This window comes from Beijerinckia indica subsp. indica ATCC 9039, from assembly GCF_000019845.1.
Classification (GTDB): Bacteria; Pseudomonadota; Alphaproteobacteria; order Rhizobiales; family Beijerinckiaceae; genus Beijerinckia; species Beijerinckia indica.
In genome coordinates, this window is sequence record NC_010581.1 from 343,035 (window position 1) to 366,267 (window position 23,233).

Below are 23,233 nucleotides of genomic sequence, written 5' to 3' on the forward strand. Positions count from 1 at the left end.
AGGCTTTCTTCTACCAAGGGTCGTGAAGAACGACTCTTGAGTTCCTTTCTTGAATTTCCCCTTTTTCAAAGGATTGGCGGAAATTCGAGAAAGGAACCAACGGCCATTTCTATGATCGTTGGTCTTAAAGGCCTCGAACCCTTTACAAGGTTCCATGGCATCCTTCGTGCGCGGGAGGTCAGGTCTCACAGCGAACGATCATGGTCAAACCTGCATGATTTCCTTCTCCTTGGCCGCGAGCGCCTGATCCACCTCGCCGACGAACTGATCGGTGACTTTCTGGATCTCGGCCGCATGACGCTTTTCGTCATCCTCGCCAATCGCCTTGTCCTTGAGCAATTTCTTCAACGTGTCGATCCCGTCGCGGCGGACATGGCGCACGGCGACTTTGGCTTCCTCGGCATATTTATGCGCGACCTTGGCCATTTCCTTGCGCCGCTGTTCATTGAGCTCTGGAATACGGATGCGCAGGATCTGCCCCTCGACCGTGGGGCTGAGGCCGAGATTGGAATCGCGGATCGCTTTGTCAACGGGGCCGACCATGCCTTTGTCCCAGACCTGGACGGACAACATACGCGCTTCCGCAACGCTGATCGTCGCCACCTGATTGAGCGGTAAGGACTGACCATAGGCATCGACATGCACCGGTTCGAGAAGGCTTGCCGTCGCGCGCCCGGTCCGCAAGCCGCCCAATTCATGCTTCAACGTTGCGATCGCGCCTTGCATGCGCCGCTTGAGATCGGAAATATCGAATTCTGCGCTCATCGCCCAACCTTAGAAATTTGCAATTTCGACCGTGCCCGGAGCCGACGAACAGGACTGATCGTCCCGCGCGCGTTTTCTCCCAACTCGGTTTTCTCCCAACTCAAGGAGAGACGTAAGTCGCCCGACCCTTGCCCAGCAGGGCGGCACTGATGGCGCCGGCCTCGCCGATCGAAAATACGATTATCGGAATCCGGTTCTCGCGTGCAAGGGCGAAAGCAGCCGTATCCATGACCGCGAGGTTTTTGCTGATGGCCTCATCGTGCGTCAGCTTATCGTAACGCACAGCCGTGGGGTCGCGTTTCGGATCGGCCGAATAGATCCCGTCGACCTGCGTTGCCTTCATGATGAGGTCGCAGGAGAGTTCGGCCCCGCGCAAGGCTGCTCCGGTATCGGTGGTGAAAAAGGGATTGCCGGTGCCGCCCGCCAGAACCACGATGCGGCCCTTGCCCAAGTGATGCAGAGCGGTCTGGCGCGAATAAGGCTCGCAAATCGATGGCATCGGAATGGAGGACAACGTGCGTGCCGATTGTCCCTGTTTCTCGATGGCATATTCGAGCGCCAGCCCATTCATGACGGTGGCCAGCATGCCGATCGAATCGGCGCGGGCGCGTTCGATCCCTTTATCGGCGCCGGCAATGCCGCGGAAGAAATTGCCGCCGCCGACCACGACCGCGACTTCGACGCCGAGTGCGGCGGCGCCGGCCAGATCACCGGCAATCCGGTTCAGGGTTGGCGCGTCGAGACCGTGGCTTGATGATCCCATCAGAGCCTCGCCGGATAATTTGACGACGACCCGCCGCCAGGGAATCGTGGACGCGGCGGAGGCGGAACTTGCGGCATTGGCGTCGGATGTGGTCATGAATTGGCCTCTCTCCAATCTTGCGCCGGCTGCTCTTAACGCCGGTCGAGATGATTTTCCAGATCACGCTTGCGGAAAGCCCTGAACGGAATGGTCGTCAGGCGCCGGGCGCACGAGAAAAGTGCCCCCAAGGTACGGCTCCCAAGGAACGGCGTGGAAAGCGAGCTCGCTTTCGCTTATCCGCATCCTTGGACGAACCGCGAAAGGATGATTGAAAAAAGGAAGTTACCAGGATTTGTTGCATGGACGCGCCGGACAGGCGCGCCAAGACCCGCGCGGAGTTTTGCTCCGTCGGTCGTCTCATCTCAAGCTTGGCGTCATATCGTTGGAAGCAATAACGTCCATCTCTTCGCAAGGCAACCAGGGAAGCGCCGGCAGGCCCCGCATCCAAGCGGCCAAAAGTTCACTGCGGCTGGCTTTGCTCGTTATTCCTTCCGCCATACTTTGCCTCGCTATCCTCATTGCGATCGGAGTCACGCTTCTGGACGCAAGGGGTCGCATTGTCACGGAAACGGCGTCAGGACTCAATTTGGGCGATCTCGTCCTTTCCCATGCTTTGCACGATCTCACGAGGGACCCAGACCCCGAGGCTGCGCTGATCAAACTGCGGCGGGATCTCTCCCGCCTGCGGCATATTTCTCTCCGCTTCGTCAGTGATCCGGCCCTGGGCGGCAACGAACACGAGGGGGACGCGCCGTCAGGGGGGAAGAACCAGGACACGCCAGGTCCTGCTGATACCCCCCTCGTTCCTTGGCCCGAGCCGAGCCGGAGAGCCACGCGCGCCGCGCCGCTCTGGTTCGAGGCCATGTTCGAACCGGCGCGGATCGTCAAAACCTATCCTGTCGTGCTGTCCCTGGCGGGGGACACGGAAAAAATCAGGGGTTCTTTCGTCATGGCGACACGCCCCGGTGACGAAGTGGCCGAGGTCTGGCGAGACCTCGTTTTTCTGACCGGACTTCTTGGCTGTCTGTCGCTGATCATCGTCGGGCTCATCGCGCTTTGTACGCATCAGGCCTTGCGGCTGTTCCATCAATTGGTGGAAGGACTTGACCGGTTGGGACGCGGCCAGTTCGCGGCCATGACCGAATTTCCGGTTCAAGAACTCGCCCAGATCGGCATGCATTTCAACCAGCTCGCGGCCACGCTCGAGCGCAGCGAGGTGGACAAACATCATTTGATCGATCGGCTGATTTCCGTCCAGGAAAGCGAACGCAAGGAACTCGCCCGCGAATTGCACGATGAATATGGCGCGGCGCTCTTCGGCATCCGGGCGGCCACCTCCTGCATCCTCGACTCGGCGCATGCCTTGCAGCGGCCCGAACCCGGGGAGAACCAAAACATTCAAGAGATTAGCGAACGCGCCCAGGCGATTTCCCAGCTCGCCGATACGATCCAGAAACAGAATCGTCGCATTCTTGAACGGATCCGCCCCGCTGTCCTGCATCGGATGGGTCTGCCCGAGGCCCTGCGCCATCTTGTCGAGGATTGGCAAACGCATCACAAAGGTTTCTCCTGTGCCCTGACCCTTGCGGTGGACTCGGCGAGTTTCGATGAAGAGGTGAGCCTGACCTTTTATCGCCTGGTGCAGGAATGCCTGACCAATATAGCGCGGCATTCGCAAGCCCGATCGGCCCGGATCACGCTGGCACTCGTTGCCGCTTCGGCACACCCGGAGGAGGGTGTTTCAGAGCCGGGCCAAAATCTCTGCCTGCGGATCGAGGATGACGGGATCGGCCTGCCGCCGTCTTTCCGGTTCGGTTTCGGTTTCCTCGGCATGAGCGAAAGGGTCCGCAAGCTTGCCGGGTGCTTGCGGATCGAAAACGCCTTGCCCCACGGCACATTAATCGAGGCGCTTATTCCGCTGCCTCGTTCTTCTTATGCCAAGTCTCACCCTTGGTATGAGGCATCGAACCCATAAGTTTGCTACAGCTTCCGGAACATCACCAATGCATCCACATCCCCCAATGTGGGATGGGCAAAGGCGCCGGGCAGAGCGCCGATAATATCAAATCCGAGAGCCTGCCAAAGGCGAACGGCCCGCTCATTCGTGCTGATGACGAAATTGAACTGCATGGCGCGAAATCTTTTGGCGCGGGCGAGGTCGAGCGAATGCAGGCACATCATGCGGGCTATGCCGCGCCCCGTGGCTTCGGGGGCGGTGATATAGCCACAATTGGCGACATGGGAGCCTCCTCCGAGTTGGTTGGCCCGCAGGTAGAAAGTGCCCAACAGCCGACCGTCTTCCTCTACGACGAAGGTTTCGCGATCGCTCCCCATCCAATAAGTGATCGCTTCCTGTTGCGGCATATCGCGAGGCAGCGCATAGGTCTCGCCCGCCCGGATGACGGGCTCGATGATGGCCCATAGTGCCGGAGCGTCATGGGTGCCTGCGGCTCGAATGATCAATCGTCCAATCCTTTGCGCAACGGGCCATTTCCCATGACCAATTTGATGCGTTTATAAGGTTTGAGACGCATCGCTCAAGCGTCTGATTGAACGCGCGATATTCTCGCGGCGAGGAAGCATGGAAAGCTTGAAGGCGCATCAAAAGCCCGTCACGATTCTCATCATCGAGGATCATCCGATCGTTCGTGAGGGTTGCCGGCGGCTGTTTAGCCGCAGGCCCGATATCGAGACGCATGACGCGGCTTCAGCGGGTGCAGGCCTTGCCTGCAATAAAACCCTTCGGCCTGATGTCATCATCCTTGATGTGGACCTGCCCGATGCGAGCGGGCTCGACATGATTCCGGCTCTTCTTCAGGACAATGACACGGCGCGGATCATCGTCTTCAGTATGTATGAGGCGCGCAATTTCGTGACCCGTGCCCTGGAATTGGGCGCCCGCGGCTATGTCACGAAGAACGACGATCCCGACATGATCCTCCAGGCCACTGATAAAGTGCTCTCGGGCGCTCTCTATCTCGGCCAGACGGTCGCGCAAAATCTCGCTCTGGCGCAGATCGAGCCGGCCCAAGATCCGCTGCGTGATCTGAGCGAGCGGGAGCGTGAAGTGCTCCATTTCATGGGGGAGGGGAAAAGCCTCGGGGAAATCGCGCGGGCTTTGTCGCTCGGCTATAAAACCGTGGCCAATATTGTTTCCATGCTCAAGCAGAAGCTCGGTGTCACCACCAGTCCGGCTTTGATCAAATTCGCGGTTGAATGTCGTTCGCATGAAAATCGTTCAAACGAAAATCGCGTGAAACCGGGGTTTTGATCAGGAAGTCTGTTTCTTTCGCGCTTCATCAGAGAATATGAAGTATTAAAGCCGGGAACTTTTCCATATTTCAAGATGAAATTTTCTATTTCTCAGGAAGATTCGTCTCGAATAGGGATCATTTCCTATGAAAATCGTCGTTAAAACTTTAATTTTGCTGTTCGAGATTCGCATCTCGGTCTATAGAGTTTAAGTGGAATCAGTTTCAAATAAGAACACGTGGAATGATGGGCAGGATTTTTATCAGCTTAGGCCTCGGTGCGGCCTTTTACTCTTGTCTCCCGGCATCGGCCCGCGCGCAAACTGCTCAGGAACCCATCGCTTTGCCAACGGTCGATATCGTCTCGACCGCGCCACTCGCCAGTGGCGCCGGCATCGACAGCAACAAACTCCCGGGACTGACGCAAACACTCACCCCACGAGATTTCCAACGCACCTATTCGCCGAATGTCACGGATGCGCTGCAACAGCGGACGCCGACCGCCGTCTCGATCGACGTGAATGGCAATCCGCTTTCGCAGGATCTTTATTATCACGGTTTCGTCGCCTCGCCGCGCCAGGGCACGCCGCAGGGGCTCGCCGTGTACCAGAATGGTATGCGTCTCAATGAGCCCTTCGGCGATACGGTCAATTGGGATCTGGTGCCACCACAGGCCATCGAGAGGACTGATATTTTCACCAATAATCCGGCCTTTGGTCTCAATGCGCTCGGTGGTGCGGTCAGCATCCAGATGAAAAATGGCTTCACCTGGCAAGGGTTTGAGGCACAGACCATGGGCGGTTCCTACGGCCGCGTCTCCGGCATGCTGCAATACGGCAAACAAATCGATAATTTCAGCGTCTATTTCAGTGCCGACGCGACCCGCGATGGCGGCTGGCGGTATAATTCCGCCTCTTCGCAAGTCCGCCTCTATGGCGATATCGGCTATCGTACACCCGATGCCGAAGTGCATTTTATCGCCAATGGTGGCCAGAGCCTGCTCGGTGTCGTCGGCCCGACACCTTTCAGTCTTGTCAGCAATGACTATCGCAGTGTCTTCACCTCGCCGCAGACGACCGATAATCAGGCGGGCTCGCTGGCTTTGACCAGCCGCTTTCCCTTGAGCGCGACCTGGACGGTCAATAGCAATTTCTATATGCGCGCCTTCAAGCAGATCCACACCGACGGCAATGACGCGAATGTCGAAGGATGCAGCAGCCGTTCTTCCTATCCGGGCCAGCTTTGCCTGCAGGATGATGAATTCGAATATCTTTTAAATGGAGGCCCGAAAACGACGGCCTTCCGCAATATGTTCGTCATCCGAAATCAGAATGGCCAGACGATCCCCTTTCAGGGGGATGATTTCGCCTATGGCACGATCGACCGGACCTATATTCATTCCCTCAGCGTCGGCACCACCTTGCAGGCGACCAATACCGACAAGATTCTGGGCCACGACAATCACGTGACCTTTGGCGGCAGCATCGATCGCAGTCAGCTGAGCTTCAGTTCCTACAGCACGCTTGGCCAGATCACGCCGGATTTCTCGGTGCAGACGACGGGTTTCCCGGGTTCCGGCTCAGTGATGCGCACGGATGGCAATCTCGCCTATGTGCCGACCTACCTCAATGGCAATACCACTTATTACGGCGTCTATGTGATGGATACATTCGATGTGACGCCGGATATTTCGATCACTGGCGGTGGACGCTTGAATATCGCCAATATCGTTACCCATGACACGACGGGCCAGGCGAGCGAACTCAATATCAACGCTGCCTATACACGCATCAATCCTATCGGCGGACTCACCTGGCGCATCCTGCCGACGCTCACCGCTTATGCCGGTTATTCGGAGGCCAATCGTGCGCCGACACCGCTTGAACTCGATTGCGCCAATCCGACGCGTCCGTGCATTCTCGAAAACTCCCTCACGTCCGATCCCCCTTTGCAACAAGTCGTCTCACGCACGGTTGAGGCGGGCCTGCGCGGTTCGCAACCCGTTCTGGATGATGGCAGTATTGATTGGAAACTCGGCTATTTCCGCACAGCGAACAGCAATGACATCATTACCCTCGCCAGCACGATTCCGGGGCGTGGCTATTATGCCAATGTGCCTGGCACCTTGCGGCAAGGCCTCGAACTCGGGATCGAATTTCACACGGGCGACTGGCTTGCTTATTTGAATTACGGTTTCGTCGATGCGACCTATCAATTTTCCGGCGCGCTCTCCTCGCCCAACAATCCTTACGCCGATGCCAATGGCGATGTTTTCGTCCACCCCGGCAATCACATCCCGGGTATTCCACAGCAAATGCTGAAATTCGGCGCCGATTACAAAGTGACGCCGCAATTCACGGTCGGAGGTGACGTCCTCATCATTGGCTCGCAATATTATGTGGGCGACAATTCGAACCAGAATCCGAAACTGCCGTCCTATTGGGTCGCCAATCTGCATGCTTCTTATCAGGTCAACGAGCACATCCAGTTCTTCGGTCTCATCAATAATCTCTTCAATCAGCACTATGCGACCTATGGCACATTTTACGGGACCGACACCAACGCCCAGCTCGTGTCCAGCATTCCCTTCACCAATGATCCGCGCACGATCACGGCGGCGCAGCCGATTTCCTTCTATGGCGGAATGAAAGTCACTTTTTAAGGGTGAAATTCCGGGAAGCGGTCGAATTCAGGAGCGCCGTAAGGCTTTCTATGCCTTTTGGAGCGCTTTCCGCGTCGCTTTCCGCCGCGGGTCGTATTAAGAGTGGGAGATTCCCGTTTAAGATCACGCTTTCGACAGCCGCATGACCCCTCTGCCTTCCTCTGCCACCGCATCCGTGCAAGAAACCCTGGCCGATCTCAGGGTCGATATTGATCGAATCGACGCCGAATTGCATCAATTGCTGATCGCGCGCGGAGAAATCATCGACCGGCTGATCGCGGTCAAGGCGCGCCAGGGCGGCGGCTCGGCCTTCAGGCCCGGGCGCGAAGCCGATATGATGCGGAAAATCGTCAGCCGTCACCGGGGCTTGCTGCCGGTCGACACGGTCGAAAGCATCTGGCGCATCATCATTTCGACTTTTACCTATGTGCAGGCGCCCTATAGCGTCCACGCCGATATCAGCGGCGGCGATGCCGCCATGCGCGATTGCTGCCGCTTTCATTTCGGCTTCACCGTGCCCTATATCGTGCATCAGGGCACGGGGGGCGTCGTCGAGGCGGTGGCTAGCGCCAAGGGAGATCTCGGTCTTGTCAAGGTTGAGACGAGTGCCGCGGAAGGCGCCTGGTGGCGGCGGCTTGCCGAGCCTTTCGCGCCCAAAATCATCGCTCGCCTGCCTTTCGTCGAACGTCCCGACCATCCGGCCGGGATGCCGCTTTTCGTCATCGCCAAGCCTTTGTCGGATGCGGCCTCGCGTGAGACCGTGGTTTATGCGATAGGCCTCGAACGCTGGCATGGTAGCTTGCCGGAATGTCTCGCGGCATTCGGGGGCGATATTCTCGGCAATGCGGCCGATGGCTATGGTCTTTCCCTCTTGGTCGCTGTGCCGGGTTCCGTTACGCCGCAGAGCCTGCGCGACGGCTTGCGTCAGGCGGGTGCGGGCGAGGCGCGGATCGCCGAGGTCGGCAGCCATGCGGCGCGTTTCGATCTTGAGACGAACGCGATTTCTTCCCAAAAATAATGCCAAAGGCCGTAAAGGACGGCCTTTGGTTCCTTTCTTGAATTTTCACTTTTTCAAAGCGAGAGCGAAAATTCAAGAGCGGTCCAACGGTCATCTATTGTGACCGTTGGTATTAAAGGCGGTTTCGCCAAAACCCTTTTTGGAGTCCTTTCATGACCCAATCCGGCTCCTCGCCCCGTCCCTCGTCCGTGCGTCCGATGCCGCATGCGGGCGTTCTTGGCATTGAGCCCTATGTTCCGGGCAAGAGCGCCGCGCCGGGTGTGGCGAAAATCCACAAGCTGTCCTCCAACGAAACGCCGCTTGGTCCTTCGCCCGAGGCGCAAAAGGCCTTTGCCGCCAGTGCCGAAAAGCTTGCCCTTTATCCAGATGGCGCGGCCACGCTTTTGCGCACGGCCATCGCTTCCCGCCATGGGCTCGATCCGGCGCGGATCGTCTGCGGCGCGGGTTCGGATGAATTGCTTTCGCTTCTTGCCGCCGTCTATCTCGGCCCCGGCGAAGAGGGAATTTTCACCGAGCATGGTTTTCTCGTCTATAAAATCGCGATTCTGACCGCTGGCGGCACGCCCATCGTCGTGCCCGAGAAGGATCTCACCACCGATGTGGACGCGATTCTCGCCGCCGTCACGCCGCGGACACGGATCGTCTATATCGCCAATCCGAACAATCCGACCGGCACCTATCTGCCCTTTGCCGAGGTCAAAAGACTGGCGACGAGCCTGCCGCCGAACGTGCTGCTCGTGCTCGATGCTGCCTATGGGGAATATGTGACGCGCAATGATTATTCCGCCGGGCTCGAACTCGTTTCGACCCATGAGAATGTCGTGATGACCCGCACCTTCTCCAAAATCTATGGGCTCGCGGCTTTGCGGCTTGGCTGGTGCTACGCGCCTCTTGCTGTGGCCGATGCGTTGAACCGGGTGCGCGGGCCCTTTAACACCAGTGGTCCGGCTATCGCGACGGGCGTCGCGGCTCTGGCCGATCAGGCGCATATCGACCGGGCGATTGCTCATAACGAGACCTGGCTGTCCTGGCTCGGCGAGGAAATCGGGAAACTTGGATTTAAAGTCACGCCAAGCGTTGCCAATTTTCTCCTGCTGCATTTCGAGGATCAGGCCGAGGCCCAGGCTGTTGACGCCTTTTTGTCGTCGCGCGGCCTTATTCTGCGGGCTGTGGCTTCCTATGGCCTGCCGAATTGTTTGCGCCTGACCGTTGGGACGGAGGAGGCTAATCGGCTTGTCGTAGACGGCTTGAAGGATTTTTGCCGCGAAAGGATGAAACAGCGTGGCTGATGGTTTGGGCGCCCGGCTCGAGACGCCCCTGTTCGAGCAATTGACGCTCATCGGCGTTGGTCTGATCGGTTCTTCACTGGCGCGTGTCGCGAGCCGCAAGGGTCTTGCGCGCCGCATTGTCGCTTATGACAATGATCCCGATGTCCGCGCCAAGGTCGAACGGCTCGCCCTTGCCGATGTCGTTTCGCCGAGCCCGGAAAAAGCCGTGCAGGGCGCCGATCTCGTCATCCTCTGCGCGCCGGTTGGCGCCATGGGGGAGATTGCGAAAACCATCGCGCCGCATCTCGCACCAGGAACAATCGTTTCCGACGTCGGTTCGGTCAAGGAAGCGATCATCGAAGCGGTCGCGCCCGCCCTTCCGGGCCATGTGCATTTCGTGCCCGCACATCCCGTCGCGGGTACGGAATATTCGGGGCCCGCGGCCGGTTTCGCCACTTTGTTCTTGAATCGCTGGTGCATTCTGACACCGACGCCAGACATTGATCCGGAGATTGTCGCGCGGGTCGAGAGCTTCTGGAGCGCGGCTGGCGCCAATGTCGAGATCATGAAGGCGACGCATCATGATCTGGTGCTCGCCATCACCAGCCATGTGCCGCATCTCATTGCCTATAATATCGTTGGCACGGCGGCCGATCTCGAAACGGTGACGCAATCGGAAGTCATCAAATTTTCCGCCGGCGGCTTTCGCGATTTCACTCGTATCGCCGCGTCCGATCCCACTATGTGGCGCGATATTTTCCTGAATAATAAGAGCGCCGTCATCGAAATGCTCGGCCGTTTCACCGAGGATCTGATCGCGCTGCAACGTATGATCCGCCACGAGGATGGTGACGGCTTGTTCAAATTGTTCACGCGCACACGCGCGATCCGCCGCAACATTATCGAACAGGGTCAGGAAACAGCAGCTCCTGATTTCGGCCGCGGCGTGGCGAAGGATACGGATGAAGAAAGGTGAAGGGTGGGGGATGTATGCTGATTGCCGTTGATTACTCAGTAGATACCCTCAACGCGTTGCAACGCCGGCGCTGCGAAATCAACAAATGCTCGAACGGTCGGCCGTAGGAATTTTGAAGAGGGATAGACCAGAAAGAACTCAGTCGGCTCGATTTCATATTCTGGAAGCACTCGGATGAGCGAGCCGTTTTTCAGTTCGTCCGCTACAAGTAAAACCTGTGCGGTCCCGATGCCTTTGCCTGTTCTCAGCGCACCGACCAGAACCTGTGCATTGTTCGTGATCAGCCTGGGTCGAACTGAGATTTCGATTTTCTGGTTCCCCTTGTGAAGAGGGAGTACCCCACCGGAAAGAGAGGCGTTGGTCACCACCATGTCGTGGCCACTCAAATCTTCGCAAACTCTTACTGGTCCACAGCGTTCGAGATATTCTGGTGAGGCGACGAGGATTCTTCTACTGAGCCCGATACGCCGCATAATCAGGTTTTGATCGACCGGTCTCCCCATACGCAGGGCGAGATCCACATTTTCGTGGATCAGATCAACCGTTCGATTCTCAAGGATCAGCTCTACGGTGACGGCCGCATAGCGATCCTGAAATTCTGCGACAATCTGGTGTAAGTGGCGCTCGCCGATGCAGGTCGGCCCGTGCAAACGGAGATTTCCACGGATTGCGCCAACGTCGCTCCGGACGCTTTCAATGGCTGAATCGATAACGGCTAGGGCGCTACCTGCTGCCTCATAGAGCGCCAATCCCTGCGCGGTCGGTCGCATGGCGCGCGGGTTTCTTTCGATGAGCCTCGCGCCCGTATGTTCCTCCAAATTGCGCAGTAGCTTGCTAACCGCAGGCTGTGAAATGCCGAGGTCCGTAGCCGCCGCGGTCATCGAGCCCCTCTCGACAATACGAACGAAGGCGCGGAGGGCGGTTGAGAGGTCCATGCATAACCAATAGTTATGGAAACTGTGACACAATAACTGATAGACCGGCATAGCAGGATCGGCAACCCTCGTGTTCAACACAGCAACCGAGGGAACCAATGAGAACTATGAAAGCCGAACGCCGAGCCTTCCTAATCGGGACCTCAGGGATCATCTTTGGACCGGCGCTGGCGATGATGTGCGCACCGGGTGCGATGGCTCAGTCGATGGCCTTGAGGAAAGCGCCTGACGCAACACTTCCTAAAGGCGGAACGAGCCAATTCGTGCAGATCAACGGCATCAGGTTGCACTATGTCAGCACGGGATCGGGTCCTGCGGTGATCTTGCTCCATGGGTGGCCGCAAACATGGTTCGCTTGGCGAGCGACGATGGAACGGCTCTCCTCACATTTCACAGTTATTGCGCCTGATCTCAGAGGCGTCGGGCTATCTGAACGGACGCCGACGGGCTACGATAAACGGACTATCGCAAGCGATATCGCCGCTCTCATTGGTCATGCTGCGGGCGGCCGGGCTCATGTCGTGGCACACGATATGGGCGGCAAGGTAGCATATATGCTCGCCAATCTTCATCCCGAAAGCGTCGAGAAGCTCGTTCTGGTCGATTGCCTCATTCCAGGAACAGAAAACATGGACGCCCTACGCGGAGGAGCGTGGCATTATGGGTTTCACATGGCTCCAGAGATTCCCGAGATGCTGACCAAGGGAAGGGAGCGCGACTACATCGCGGCGCAAATTCGGGCGTGGTCTTACAAAAAGGACGCTGTTAGCGAAATGGCGATTTCCGAATTCGCTCGGCATTATGCCTCTCCCGGCGGCATGACGGTGGGGTTCGCCTACTACCGGGCGCTTCGCGACGACGCCGCGCTGGCGGCTTCGTTCGAGGGGCGGAGCATAGACATGCCAGTCTTGGCTATTGGTGGGCGCCATGGCGTCGGGACAAAGCTCGCTGATGCACTCAGCAAACAGGCGCGTGACCTTACCGCGGTGATCGCAGAGGACAGCGGCCACTTTGTCGCTGACGAGATGCCGGATTTCTTTTGCGATCAGCTTAAACGGTTCCTAGTAGCGTAATATCGATGCCTGATATCTCCGGTTTTCGTAATACGCCCTCAAGGATTTGCAGAGAATCAAATCGATGAACGTGAGGAACTGACCTTTCCGCTCGCTAACCGCAAGCAGATGGAGTTTGGTTGAGCGATCAATCGCTCAACAGGCGAGAGCTAGACTAGCGCGCGGAGTTTTGTTCTTGCACCGCGTCAGGCAACTCGCGGTCCTCGGTATGGTGGAAGCGCGAGAAATCCACGTTGAGGCGGCCGTCCTTGGTCATTCCGATAATATCGACGAAATGGTGGCCGTGCAGGACCTTCTCGAAATTGTAAGCGGTTCGCGCGAAAATGCTCTGCGATGTCACTTCGTCAATGCCCGTGACGGTGATGATGATTTCCGCCTCATCGCGTTTGAGATCCTCCAGCTTGATATTGTGCAGGGGGCTCGTCGCATCGATCACATGGGTCGCGATGGTGGTGAAGCGGAGCAACGGACTATGCGCCTGAACGAGTGGCAGCGGATCGAAACGTCGCACATAACGACCGCTTCCCACCTGTATCAGCCGTGACAAAGCCATTTCCATATCCATGGAAAGAATGACACTCCGGCGGCAATTGGCGATGCGAATGTTCAATGTCTGGGTCGCATCGAAAATGTTGATCACCGCCTTGTCGCTGAACAGGACGCGCGCGGTCGGGCGTGAGAAGCGCGCGAAGATCAGGCCCGTGCCGAGCGAATTGATCATGATGGCGATGAACACTTCCAGCGAGACGATCGTATTGGCGTAAGCGCCCACGGGCGTCATGCCGCCGTAACCGACGGTCGAGAAGGTCTGGATGCTGAAGAAGAAAAAATCCTCGAAATGGCCGGGGCGTATATTGGCGATCTGCTGTGGCGCCATCGCATAGAGCAGGCTGAAGCTGAGATTGACACCAAGAAAGAAAAGAATCGACCAGCCGAGAAAGGCGAGCCAGGAAATCGTCAGGGCGTGATGATAGAGATCGCCCCAGAAATGATCACGCAAGCCCGTGACGATGACGTCACTGTGGCTTTTCGCCTCGAGCTTGTGATATTTGGCGCTGAGGAAGGCATGCGCCTGTTTTGCGGATGCATTGGCGGAGGCAAGAGTCTCACGCGCCATGTGCAACGACTTGTTCATGTCGAGAAATCCGGTGCGAGAATCCGGTCCGAGAAATCCGGTCAATGTGGGCTGACGATCCTGTCGTCACGCGCCTGTAGCATGGCTCGGCGCGCCTCGAAATGCGACAGAAGACACGCAAGGGATGGGGCAGGCGCAAGAGACTGTGATCGGAGAGTTTGGTAGTGTCTTATTTAATTTGAAATTTGTCGCCCTTGACGGGCGCTCGCCAGCGCCTATTTCCGCGATATGCTTAACGGAAAGCAGGATGGAAAATGCGGCAACCGAACATTTCTCACGCCAAGCGCGTCTATATTGAGCGCGAACCGTCGGGAAACGTGTTGCACATCGTGACCGATCTTATGCACGATAGCTCATCTCCGGGTTACGCCCCAAGGGCGCATGCTGAAATGATGGAAGCCATTGCGCGCGAGATGGGATACGAACGTCTAAATTATGCCTGCTATATCGTCCATTCGCCGGATCAAAAATAATGCCCACCGGAGCGCCAGAATCTTACGATGTGGGTGCACAACCGCCGCTTCACTCTCCTGACTAACGCTTTCTCAAAAAGCGTGGCCAAGAAAATTCAAACTGAAACACAACCGAGCATTTGGGCGCCTTGTGCTATGCTTGGAAATGTGCGAAAAATTTTTCTCTCTTTTAGTTTTCGATTTCGCATTGTTTTTCTCTTCGGGCCTGGCCCGCTCTGAAAAACCTGGGTGATGATCGAGGATTGTCGGCTTGTCTCTGCTTCGCCTCCTGCTTCTGGCGCTTGTCGCCTTGTCCCTGGTCAGTGCACCGGGCGCGCAGGCCATGGGCTGGCTTGAGGGACCGGCAATGCATCATGAGCATGGCATCCATGCTCATGATGAAAAGGCGCAAAGTGAAACGCTCCCTGCTGAAAAATCTCATGTGCTGATGACAGCACATGATCACGCCGGGGCTCATCAAGCGTCAAAATCCTGCCCGAACGAGGCGGGTAAACAGGGATGGCTGCTTTGCTGCGCGACATCCCTCATCATGGTTCTTCACGTCGAAGAGGCGGGGACGAACCTGCCTTTTGCTGCGCCCTTCGCGCATGCTCCCCATCGCAATGAATGGGTGGAAGGCTCTGCCCCCACGCCGATGCGCCGGCCACCCCGTCTGGCCTGATTTCGCTCGCGCCGGCGATTCTCGCCGTTCCTGTCTCCGTTTTCGGCTTGTCAAACGTTTGGTGGTCAAGACGCGTCTTCTTGCGCGGCTTGATCCCTGACGATCGTCATGACAACCTTCTTTTTTGCGATGAGTCATGCCTTTTGTGATCTCGACCTTTGTTGCCGGCGTCATGCTGGCTGGCGGGCTACCAGCTGGGCCCTCGGATCTTCTGGCACCGCTCGATTCTGAAAGCGTGCCGGCCTGGTCGCCGCCCCCCGCTCCGACCAGGGGGCTGCGCTTTTTCACACCGGCCGAGCCGAAGGATTGGCGGCAATTGAATCGGGATGTGACGCCTAGCGTCAAAACACGCCCGATGGACGCAATGCCTGGCATGGGAGCTGGTTCGTGACGGCCGTCCAAAAACCTCCGTCGCGAAGTCTTCTAGCGCCTTGCCTTGCTGTTGGGTTGCTTCTTGGCGGTTGCGCGACGTTCTCGCCGGATGGCGGCCTGTCGCCGGCGCGAGAGGCCGCAGCCTCGGCTCTCCAGGGGGAGGTGACCAAGATCACCGATGACACCCAGGAGGAGGGCGCCCGGGCAAGGGTTGCCGCGCTGCTTCGAGCGCCGCTCACGCCACGAGCGGCAGTCGAAATCGCCTTGCTGCGGAATAAGGGTCTGCAGGCGGCTTTCAATGATCTCGGCGTCTCGGAAGCGCAATTCGTGCAGGAAAGTCTGCCGCCGCCGCCACAATTCTCGATCTCGCGGCTCGCGGGGGAGGGCGATGTCGAGGTCATCCGCCAGCTTGCCGTCAGTCTTTTCGCGCTGGCGACGCTGCCCTCACGCACTGCTATCGCCAGGGAGAATTTCACCGTTGCGCAATGGCGGGCGGCGGAACAGGTGCTGGCGCTCGCGGCCAGTGTCCGGCGGCAATATTATACGGCTGTTGCGGCCAATGCGCAGGTGGCTTTCCTGCAGCGCTCGGTGGCCTCGGCCGAAGTCGCTGCTGATCTTGCCCGCAAGCTTGGCGAGGCCGGTAACCTGAATACATTGGAACAGGCTCGCGCCGGGGCCTTCTTCGCGGAAATGGGCGCCCAGCTTGCCGATGCGCGGATACAAGCTCAGGCCGAACGGGAGAGACTCACGCGGCTGATGGGCCTTTGGGGCCGCGACATTGCCTTCAAACTGCCGGAGACTCTGCCAGCTCTCCCGAAGGGAATCGCCAGCGCAAAGGATATTGAAGCCAAAGCTTTGTCGGAGCGCGTCGATCTCAAGGCCGGCCGGCATGAATTGGCGGGGCTCGCCGCCCAATATGGCCTGACCAATGCGACCCGCTACGTCAGCGATATCACGCTGGCCTATCAGAATGACAGTGAGTGGGCCGGTAATGTCGGTGGCTCCGTCCTCGGCACGGAATTCAATAATAAGCTCATCCGCAATGGCTTCGATGTCAGCTTCACCATCCCCATCTATGATTTTGGTGAGACGAATGTGCGCGGCGCGCGAGAGACATACATGGCCTCGGCCAATCGTCTTGCCCAGCGGGCCATCGATGTACGCTCGCAGGCGCGGGAGGCCTATCTGCGTTATCGCGGCAAATATGACCTTGCCCGCTATTACGCGAAAAACGTTCTGCCCTTGCGCAAGATTATCGTCGATGAAACCGCGCTGCAACTCAACGGCATGATCGCCGATATCACCCAGTTGATCGTCGATGGCCAGATGCGGATCACCAGCAACAATGCCGCGATCACCGCGCAGCGGGATTTCTTCATCGCCTCGGTCGATCTCGCAGCGGCGACTTATGGCGGCGGCTTTGGGGGCGGTGGTCCCTCCAGCGTGGCGACGAGCAGCACAGCTGCGGCAAATTGAGAGAGGAGCCTCCCATGGCAGAGACTAAAGGGGTTTCCCGTCGGCATGTTCTTGGCGGTGGCGGGCTCGTCCTGGCCTCGGCCGCGATGATCGGGAGCCGCGCCGAGGCGGCAAGCCTGCCCGAGGCACCGATCATGCGCGAGACAACAATGCAGCCCCCGCTCCATCCCGCGAGCGGGCCGGATTATCATCCGGTCGTCACGCTGAATGGCTGGAGCCTGCCCTTCCGCATGAATGGCGATTGGAAGGAATTTCACCTTCTCGCCGAGCCGGTCGTGCGGGAAATGGCCCCTGGCATGAAGGCCAATCTCTGGGGCTATAACGGCCAGAGCCCGGGTCCGACCATCGAGGCGGTCGAGGGCGACAAGGTTCGCATCTTTGTGACCAATCATCTGCCCGAGGCGACGAGCGTGCATTGGCATGGCATCGAACTGCCAAGTGGCATGGATGGTGTCGCGGGCCTCACCCAGCCCGGCATTCCGCCGGGCAAGACCTTCGCCTATGAATTCGTGCTGCCGCGCTCCGGTACCTTCATGTATCACCCGCATGCGGATGAAATGGTCCAGATGGCGATGGGCATGATGGGTTCTTTCGTCGTGCATCCGCGCGATCCCGATTTCCGCCGCGTTGATCGCGATTTCATTTTCCTCCTGTCGACCTATGCGGTCGATCCCGGCAGTTATACGCCGCGCGTCAATGAAATGACTGATTTCAGCCTGTGGACGTTCAATTCGCGCGTCTTTCCAGGCATTGATCCCTTGCCTGTGCGGCAGGGCGATCAAGTGCGCATCCGCATCGGCAATCTCTCCATGACCAATCATCCGATCCACATTCACGGGACGCATTTCCGCGTCACCGGTACGGATGGCGGCTGGGTCGATCCTGCCGCCTCCTGGCCCGAGGTCACGGTCGATATGGCGGTTGGGCAGATGCGGGCAATCGAATTTTCAGCGGACAATCCCGGCGATTGGGCGATGCATTGCCATAAGTCGCATCATACGATGAATCCGATGGGCCATCAGGTCCGTACTTACATTGGCGTCGATCTGAAACAGACGGCCAAGGCCCTGCGCAAATTGGCGCCCGATTACATGCCGATGGGCTCAACCGGCGGTGGTTCCATGGCCGAGATGGAAATGCCCCTGCCACGCAATACACTGCCGATGATGACGGGCGATGGCCCCTTCGGTTCGGTCGAGATGGGCGGCATGTTTACCACCATCAAGATCCGGCCGGATCTCGCCCCTGGCGATTATCGCGATCCCGGCTGGTATCGGCACCCGCAAGGCACTGTCGCCTATGAATGGCGCGGTGACGCTCCCGCCACTCCTCCCACCATGCCGCCCCGCCACGGCGGACATACCAAGCGTTGACACTCCTCCTCGACAAACCAGGGCAATGATCATGTCTCTCCGTCTTCTTTTTACCTCCGCCGCAATCGCTTGTCTGGTATTTGCCGCCCCCGCTTCCTGCTTCGCCGCGCAGCTTTTTCACGGCGAAGTCCGAGCCGTCGATGCCGCGCAAGGCAAGATCACGCTCAAACATGAGCCGATCCGCAAGCTCGACATGGAGGAGGGCATGACCATGGTCTATCGGATCAAGGAGCCGAGCCTCCTCCAGGGTGTCGTCCCGGGCGAGCACGTTCTTTTCGATGCCGAGAAAGTGGACGGGCGTTTCACCGTCACCCATCTTGAAAAGGCGAAATAACGTATCCAACCAAAAGACCTGGAGCGTCGCACCCAAGACCGAAAAGAGCGCGTTCTAGAGGGAGAGGAGGGGCTTCGTATAGCCTTGTGCGACGAGGGATGACGCTAATGTGGAAGCTGCCTCGTGTCCTTCCCCGAAGCGGCTCGGAAAGCGGCCAATTTCCAACTCGATAGCTTCATAAGTATATGCTATTATTCTTATTATGAACGATGATAAAGCGGCCAAAGAAGCGGCCGTCGTGGATCGGGGCGAAACAATCGGCCTGATGGAGCCTATGCTTGTCTCGGAGAGTTCCAAACACCGGACAGCCCTTACCGATCTCGCCATCGAGCTTGCTTCCCGCGCGGCCGGCTTCCGTCGCAGTTTGCCCCAAGGTGTAATGACCTCGCTGTCCGATCTCGTTCGGGCCATGAACTGCTATTACAGCAATCTCATCGAGGGACATGATACGCATCCGATCGACATCGAACGTGCGCTGAAGAATGACTATAGTGCCGACGCTGAGAAGCGAAATCTACAGCTTGAGGCCAAGGCCCATATCATTGTGCAGAGATGGATCGATGAAGGTGGCCTGAAGGGCCGGCGACGAGCCAAGATGGTCTCCTGGAAGTCCATCGCCGATTTTGCGAACTGCTTCCCGAAGATCTGTTGTGGGCAAAAGATCCTGACAATTGTGAACTGCTGCAAGTCGAAGCGGGTGTCCTGCGCAAGCACGATGTGAAGGTTGGCCGCCATGTCGCTGTCAGTCCCGGCGCGTCACTTCTCTCCTGATCGAGCATGAAGTGCTGGTGTCCGACAGCGCTCGCGCCCCGCTTCGCCTCGCATTTCCCGCCAAACTTGCCCCCGCTGGATGCCGGGCCTATTTCCCGAACAGCGCGCATGAAAGGTTTCAGGTAGCACCAAGACGCGCCATATTGGCTATTGGGTCGTAATTTCTTTTCAATCGTCCCATCGAAAGAGCGTCCGATACTGGACAAAAATCCCGGGGTTTGCTATCCGCAACGCTCCTCTTTGGTGCTTTTTGCCCAAGATCCAGAATTTCCCTTGTTCCGTGCCCATTCCGCCCGAGCGGGAGCACGACCGTTTCATAAGGACCATTGCGTGCAAGTTCTCGTTCGCGACAATAATGTCGATCAGGCTCTCAAAGCGCTCAAGAAGAAGATGCAGCGTGAGGGCATTTTCCGCGAGATGAAGCTTCGCGGTTATTACGAGAAGCCTTCGGAAAAGCGTGCGCGTGAAAAGGCTGAAGCCGTGCGGCGCGCCCGCAAATTGGCGCGCAAAAAGATGCAGCGCGAAGGTCTGCTGCCCATGAAGCCGAAGCCCATGCCCGGCATGCGCTGAGCCGCTTTTTCAGCTGATTCTCTATCCTCGCCGCAGTCTTCGATTCTCGCGGCAAGGGTTTCACTTCCGAACCATTAGATTCACCTTGAAAGGAAGATCCCTTCCAGGGTGAGTTGGTGTGTTTTCAAATTGCTGACGTGACACCACTAACGCGACACAAGGGGCCGATGAGGCTAGGCGCTGGAGAGTGACCCTCATGGAGAGGTTCCGCATCAGGAGCGACATGCGACAGAACCAGAAATGCCTTGCTGCGCGGGCTATCGCGCATGTTGGTCGCGTCCGCTTCGGCCTTATCGCCTTGAGCGCTGGAGCGCTGGCCGGATGCGGTGCCAACGGCATTTCCGGCATGCATGGCACTGGTGTTGCCGAAGTCGCGAACCAGTCCCCGCAAGAGGCTTCCGCCAATCTCGCTTCGCTCAGCGATGTCGTTTCCCGCAATCCGCGCAGTTCGGAAGCCTATGACACGCGTGGCGTGGCCTATGCCAAGCTTGGCAAATATTCCGAGGCGATCAGCGATTTCTCGCAGGCGATCAAGCTCGATCCGAATAATGCCCCAGCCTATACCAATCGCGCGCTCGCCTATCGGCAGAGCAACCGTAACGATGCCGCGCTGGCTGACTTCAACCGCGCGATCGAGGTCAATCCCCGTCATGCGCCGGCCTATCTCGGCCGCGCCAATCTGCTGCGCGTCCAGGGCAATCTAGACGAGGCGAAATCCGATCTCGATCAGGCGATCAAGCTCAATCCCGAAAACGCCCAAGCTTTTCATGCGCGCGGCCTGATCTATCAGCGCGAAGGCAATCAGCCGCAAGCCATTACCGATTTCGACAATGCCATTGACCGCGATCCCTTTGCCGGCGCGCCCTATCTGGCGCGCGGCCAAAGCCTCATCGCGACCGGCAAATATGACAAGGCGATCGAGGATTTCAACGCGGCCTTGCATGTCGATAATAAGAATCCCGACGCTTGGGCCGGGCTTGGTCTGGCTTATGAAAAATCGGGTAATCGCACCAAGGCAGCGGAATCCTATCAAAGGGCGCTGACCTTCGACCCCAGCAACGGCCTCGCCAAGGAAGGCTCGAGCCGCGTCGGGCGGGGGTGATCTGGATAGCCTGTCCAGGTGCCACAAAAGCTTGCAACTGATCGACTGAATGGCTGCTGCGGACCTTCAACGTCAATTGAAGGTCCAGATCGGATGGGGAGACTCGTGCCTGTTTATTTCGCGCTGAAAGTGCCGGACTTCGCGAAGGCGTGAACCGGCCAAGGGAGGGCGATATTAAACTGAGACAAATTCACTCCTAGTTCGCCTTGACGGCTGAACTAGGAGTGATATAGTCTGCGTTATGGCACATCTGACAATCAGCGTAGAATATGGCATCCATTGCTTGCTGTGGCTCGTCGGCTCCGGCGATACTGCGATGAGCATTCGAGAGCTGGCCGAGCTCCAGGGTATTTCGCCCAGCTTCCTTGCGAAGATTTTTCCCAAACTTGAAAAGGCCGGTATCGTCGCCGCGAGCGAGGGAGTGCGCGGGGGCTACCGCCTCGGCCGCTCCCCCGAAGAGATCAGCTTTCTCGACATTGTCGACGCCATCGAAGGGCATAAGCCGCTGTTCGACTGTCAGGAGGTGCGCGAGCGTTGTGCGCTTTTTGCGGGAAAGCCGCCGGAATGGGCGATGAAAGGCGTTTGCGCCATCCATGGCGTCATGCTGCAGGCGGAAAAGGCGATGCGTGACAGTCTCGCAAGCCAGACCCTCGCGGATGTGGCGGCCACATTCGGTCGCAAGGCGCCCGATGCTTTCTTGAAAGACGTTCGTGCCTGGGTGGACGATCACGCTGCTGATCGCACTGGCAGGCGCGACAAGCCGGCCAAGGATGCGCCGAGCTAGAGCCGGCGCGCCGGCCATACGGGTTTCCTCTCTTTCCTGAACATCTTTCTCGGCTTCTGTCGGACGCTTCCGGGAAAGTCTCCACGCGCCTTCTCCGTGGCGCGGCGGAATGATGATGCACGTCCGGCAAACACAGGAGAATAAGCATGACACAGAAAATTATCATTGCAGGTTCTGGTTTTGCCGGATTGTGGGCTGCCCTTGCAGCGGCACGCGCTGTTTCATTGGCTGGCAAGGATGGCGAGGTCGAGGTGATCGTCGTGTCCCCGACGCCCAATGTCACAATCCGTCCACGCCTCTATGAGGCGGCGCTTGTCAATATGAGGCCCGATATCGCACCGCTTCTGGACGCTGTGGGGGTTCGGCATATTGCGGGACGGGTTGAGGCCATCGATGCCAAGTCCCGGCAAATCACGGTCACGACAGCCAATGGCGCGCGCGAAACGCTTGCCTACGATCGTTTCATCCTCGCGGCGGGAAGCCAGACGTTCCGGCCCCCTGTTCCAGGTCTTGCCGATTATGGCTTCGAGACCGACCAACTCGCATCGGCACAGAAGCTTCACACGCATCTGAAAGCGCTCGCTGGCCTGCCGGAAACAGAGGCTCGCAACACAGTTGTTATCGCGGGCGGAGGTTTGACGGGACTCGAGACCGCGACAGAGATGCCGGGCCGGCTCCGCGCATCGCTCGGGCCGGACGCAACCCTTCGCGTCATCATCGTCGACAATGCAGAGCCGGTCGGCGCTTCGCTGGGCGCCGAGGCATTGCCCTTTATCGAGGAAGCCCTGGCTGAGGACGGCGTCGAAACAAGGCCCGGCGCGCGCGTGGCCTCGATCGACGCCGATGGAGTTACATTATCTTCCGGCGAGCGGATCGCCACAAACACGGTCGTATGGACTGCCGGCATGCGCGCAAGCCCGCTCGCGGCGCAATTGCCCGGAGAACACGACCAGCTCGGACGTGTGGTCGGCGACGCCTATCTGCGCGCGCCGGAGGCAGAGGGGATCTTCGTCACGGGCGACACGGTCAAGGTCGCGACCGACGATCAGGGCAATTTCAACGTCATGTCCTGCCAGCACGCCATGAGCCTCGGGCGAGTCGCGGGATACAACGCCGCCGCCGAACTCGTGGGCTTGCCCCTCCACCCTTACAGCCAGCCGAAATATGTGACCTGCCTCGATCTTGGCCCCTGGGGGGCGCTCTATACGGAAGGCTGGGACCGGCAAGTGCGGTTCACGCGGGCGGACGGCAAGAAGATCAAGCAGGATATCAACACAGTCTGGATCTACCCGCCAAAGCCCGATCGGGATACAGTTTTCGCGATTGCAAACCCAGATTATGTCATCGTCCCCTGATCCCTATCTGGTGCTTCCTGTGTATCGGAAGCACCAGATAGACCAAGTCGGTGCACTAGCTCGACTGGCTTCGGGCG

The 23,233-nt window shown here is 58.2% G+C and carries 24 protein-coding genes; 19 read left to right on the top strand and 5 right to left on the bottom strand.

Annotated features, from left to right (window positions below):
* Window positions 1–204 precede the first annotated feature (204 nt).
* Both frr and pyrH read right to left on the bottom strand, forming a co-directional pair.
* Complete coding sequence (gene frr / locus BIND_RS01525) at window positions 205–765, bottom strand: ribosome recycling factor (protein ID WP_012383312.1); 561 nt, start codon at window positions 763–765, stop codon at window positions 205–207.
* Between the two features lie 100 nt (window positions 766–865).
* A complete protein-coding gene (gene pyrH, locus BIND_RS01530; RefSeq protein ID WP_012383313.1) occupies window positions 866–1,624 on the bottom strand; it encodes a UMP kinase in 759 nt (252 codons plus the stop codon).
* 529 nt (window positions 1,625–2,153) lie between these two features.
* Here pyrH and BIND_RS01535 point away from each other — a divergent pair.
* Window positions 2,154–3,542, top strand: a complete 1,389-nt coding sequence (locus tag BIND_RS01535; RefSeq protein ID WP_244395932.1) for a histidine kinase — start codon at window positions 2,154–2,156, stop codon at window positions 3,540–3,542.
* A gap of 5 nt (window positions 3,543–3,547) precedes the next feature.
* Here the strand turns inward: BIND_RS01535 and BIND_RS01540 are convergent, their stop codons facing one another.
* Window positions 3,548–4,030 (bottom strand): GNAT family N-acetyltransferase, encoded by a 483-nt coding sequence (locus tag BIND_RS01540; protein ID WP_012383315.1) that lies wholly within the window; start codon window positions 4,028–4,030, stop codon window positions 3,548–3,550.
* 118 nt (window positions 4,031–4,148) lie between these two features.
* On the opposite strand from BIND_RS01540, the gene BIND_RS01545 reads away from it, so the two are divergent.
* The 5 genes from BIND_RS01545 (at window position 4,149) to BIND_RS01565 (ending at window position 10,742) form a co-directional block, all read left to right on the top strand.
* Window positions 4,149–4,838 (top strand): response regulator transcription factor, encoded by a 690-nt coding sequence (locus tag BIND_RS01545; RefSeq protein WP_012383316.1) that lies wholly within the window; start codon window positions 4,149–4,151, stop codon window positions 4,836–4,838.
* Between the two features lie 323 nt (window positions 4,839–5,161).
* Complete coding sequence (locus BIND_RS01550) at window positions 5,162–7,480, top strand: TonB-dependent receptor (RefSeq protein ID WP_244395933.1); 2,319 nt, start codon at window positions 5,162–5,164, stop codon at window positions 7,478–7,480.
* Window positions 7,481–7,622: 142 nt separating this feature from the next.
* Complete coding sequence (locus BIND_RS01555) at window positions 7,623–8,498, top strand: chorismate mutase (RefSeq protein ID WP_012383318.1); 876 nt, start codon at window positions 7,623–7,625, stop codon at window positions 8,496–8,498.
* Window positions 8,499–8,650: 152 nt separating this feature from the next.
* Window positions 8,651–9,787, top strand: a complete 1,137-nt coding sequence (hisC, locus tag BIND_RS01560; RefSeq protein WP_012383319.1) for a histidinol-phosphate transaminase — start codon at window positions 8,651–8,653, stop codon at window positions 9,785–9,787.
* Window positions 9,780–10,742, top strand: a complete 963-nt coding sequence (locus tag BIND_RS01565; protein WP_012383320.1) for a prephenate/arogenate dehydrogenase family protein — start codon at window positions 9,780–9,782, stop codon at window positions 10,740–10,742. Before hisC ends, BIND_RS01565 begins: the two co-directional genes overlap by 8 nt.
* Before the next feature lie 35 nt (window positions 10,743–10,777).
* Here BIND_RS01565 and BIND_RS01570 read toward each other — a convergent pair whose 3' ends face one another.
* Entirely contained in the window at window positions 10,778–11,677 is a 900-nt protein-coding gene (locus BIND_RS01570; protein WP_012383321.1) for a LysR family transcriptional regulator, read from the bottom strand.
* Between the two features lie 70 nt (window positions 11,678–11,747).
* On the opposite strand from BIND_RS01570, the gene BIND_RS21865 reads away from it, so the two are divergent.
* Window positions 11,748–11,906 carry a hypothetical protein gene (locus BIND_RS21865; RefSeq protein WP_244395934.1) on the top strand — a complete coding sequence of 53 codons (159 nt, stop codon included), beginning with the start codon at window positions 11,748–11,750 and terminating at the stop codon, window positions 11,904–11,906.
* Entirely contained in the window at window positions 11,884–12,750 is an 867-nt protein-coding gene (locus BIND_RS01575; protein WP_280110003.1) for an alpha/beta fold hydrolase, read from the top strand. The genes BIND_RS21865 and BIND_RS01575 overlap by 23 nt, the downstream gene beginning before the upstream one ends.
* 154 nt (window positions 12,751–12,904) lie before the next feature.
* Here BIND_RS01575 and BIND_RS01580 read toward each other — a convergent pair whose 3' ends face one another.
* A complete protein-coding gene (locus BIND_RS01580; protein ID WP_012383323.1) occupies window positions 12,905–13,885 on the bottom strand; it encodes an ion channel in 981 nt (326 codons plus the stop codon).
* Between the two features lie 254 nt (window positions 13,886–14,139).
* On the opposite strand from BIND_RS01580, the gene BIND_RS01585 reads away from it, so the two are divergent.
* From BIND_RS01585 to BIND_RS01635, 11 genes are all read left to right on the top strand, one after another.
* Window positions 14,140–14,358, top strand: coding sequence for a hypothetical protein (locus tag BIND_RS01585; protein WP_012383324.1), 219 nt, complete (start codon window positions 14,140–14,142; stop codon window positions 14,356–14,358).
* A gap of 250 nt (window positions 14,359–14,608) precedes the next feature.
* On the top strand, window positions 14,609–15,019 hold the full coding sequence (locus tag BIND_RS01590; protein WP_012383325.1) for a hypothetical protein: 411 nt from the start codon (window positions 14,609–14,611) through the stop codon (window positions 15,017–15,019).
* Between the two features lie 136 nt (window positions 15,020–15,155).
* Entirely contained in the window at window positions 15,156–15,410 is a 255-nt protein-coding gene (locus tag BIND_RS01595; RefSeq protein WP_041777875.1) for a hypothetical protein, read from the top strand.
* Entirely contained in the window at window positions 15,407–16,867 is a 1,461-nt protein-coding gene (locus tag BIND_RS01600) for a TolC family protein (protein ID WP_012383326.1), read from the top strand. The genes BIND_RS01595 and BIND_RS01600 overlap by 4 nt, the downstream gene beginning before the upstream one ends.
* Before the next feature lie 14 nt (window positions 16,868–16,881).
* Complete coding sequence (locus BIND_RS01605) at window positions 16,882–18,240, top strand: multicopper oxidase family protein (protein ID WP_012383327.1); 1,359 nt, start codon at window positions 16,882–16,884, stop codon at window positions 18,238–18,240.
* 31 nt (window positions 18,241–18,271) lie between these two features.
* Entirely contained in the window at window positions 18,272–18,574 is a 303-nt protein-coding gene (locus BIND_RS01610; protein ID WP_012383328.1) for a copper-binding protein, read from the top strand.
* Window positions 18,575–18,776: 202 nt separating this feature from the next.
* The gene (locus BIND_RS01615; RefSeq protein WP_012383329.1) at window positions 18,777–19,295 is read left to right on the top strand and encodes a Fic family protein; all 519 of its coding nucleotides are present in this window, start codon (window positions 18,777–18,779) and stop codon (window positions 19,293–19,295) included.
* A 380-nt stretch (window positions 19,296–19,675) separates the two neighbouring features.
* On the top strand, window positions 19,676–19,915 hold the full coding sequence (rpsU, locus tag BIND_RS01620) for a 30S ribosomal protein S21 (RefSeq protein WP_012383330.1): 240 nt from the start codon (window positions 19,676–19,678) through the stop codon (window positions 19,913–19,915).
* A gap of 223 nt (window positions 19,916–20,138) precedes the next feature.
* Window positions 20,139–21,017 (top strand): tetratricopeptide repeat protein, encoded by an 879-nt coding sequence (locus tag BIND_RS01625; RefSeq protein ID WP_050764087.1) that lies wholly within the window; start codon window positions 20,139–20,141, stop codon window positions 21,015–21,017.
* A gap of 241 nt (window positions 21,018–21,258) precedes the next feature.
* Window positions 21,259–21,801 carry an RrF2 family transcriptional regulator gene (locus BIND_RS01630; protein ID WP_012383332.1) on the top strand — a complete coding sequence of 181 codons (543 nt, stop codon included), beginning with the start codon at window positions 21,259–21,261 and terminating at the stop codon, window positions 21,799–21,801.
* 146 nt (window positions 21,802–21,947) lie between these two features.
* Complete coding sequence (locus tag BIND_RS01635; RefSeq protein ID WP_012383333.1) at window positions 21,948–23,156, top strand: NAD(P)/FAD-dependent oxidoreductase; 1,209 nt, start codon at window positions 21,948–21,950, stop codon at window positions 23,154–23,156.
* The last annotated feature ends 77 nt before the right edge of the window (window positions 23,157–23,233 follow it).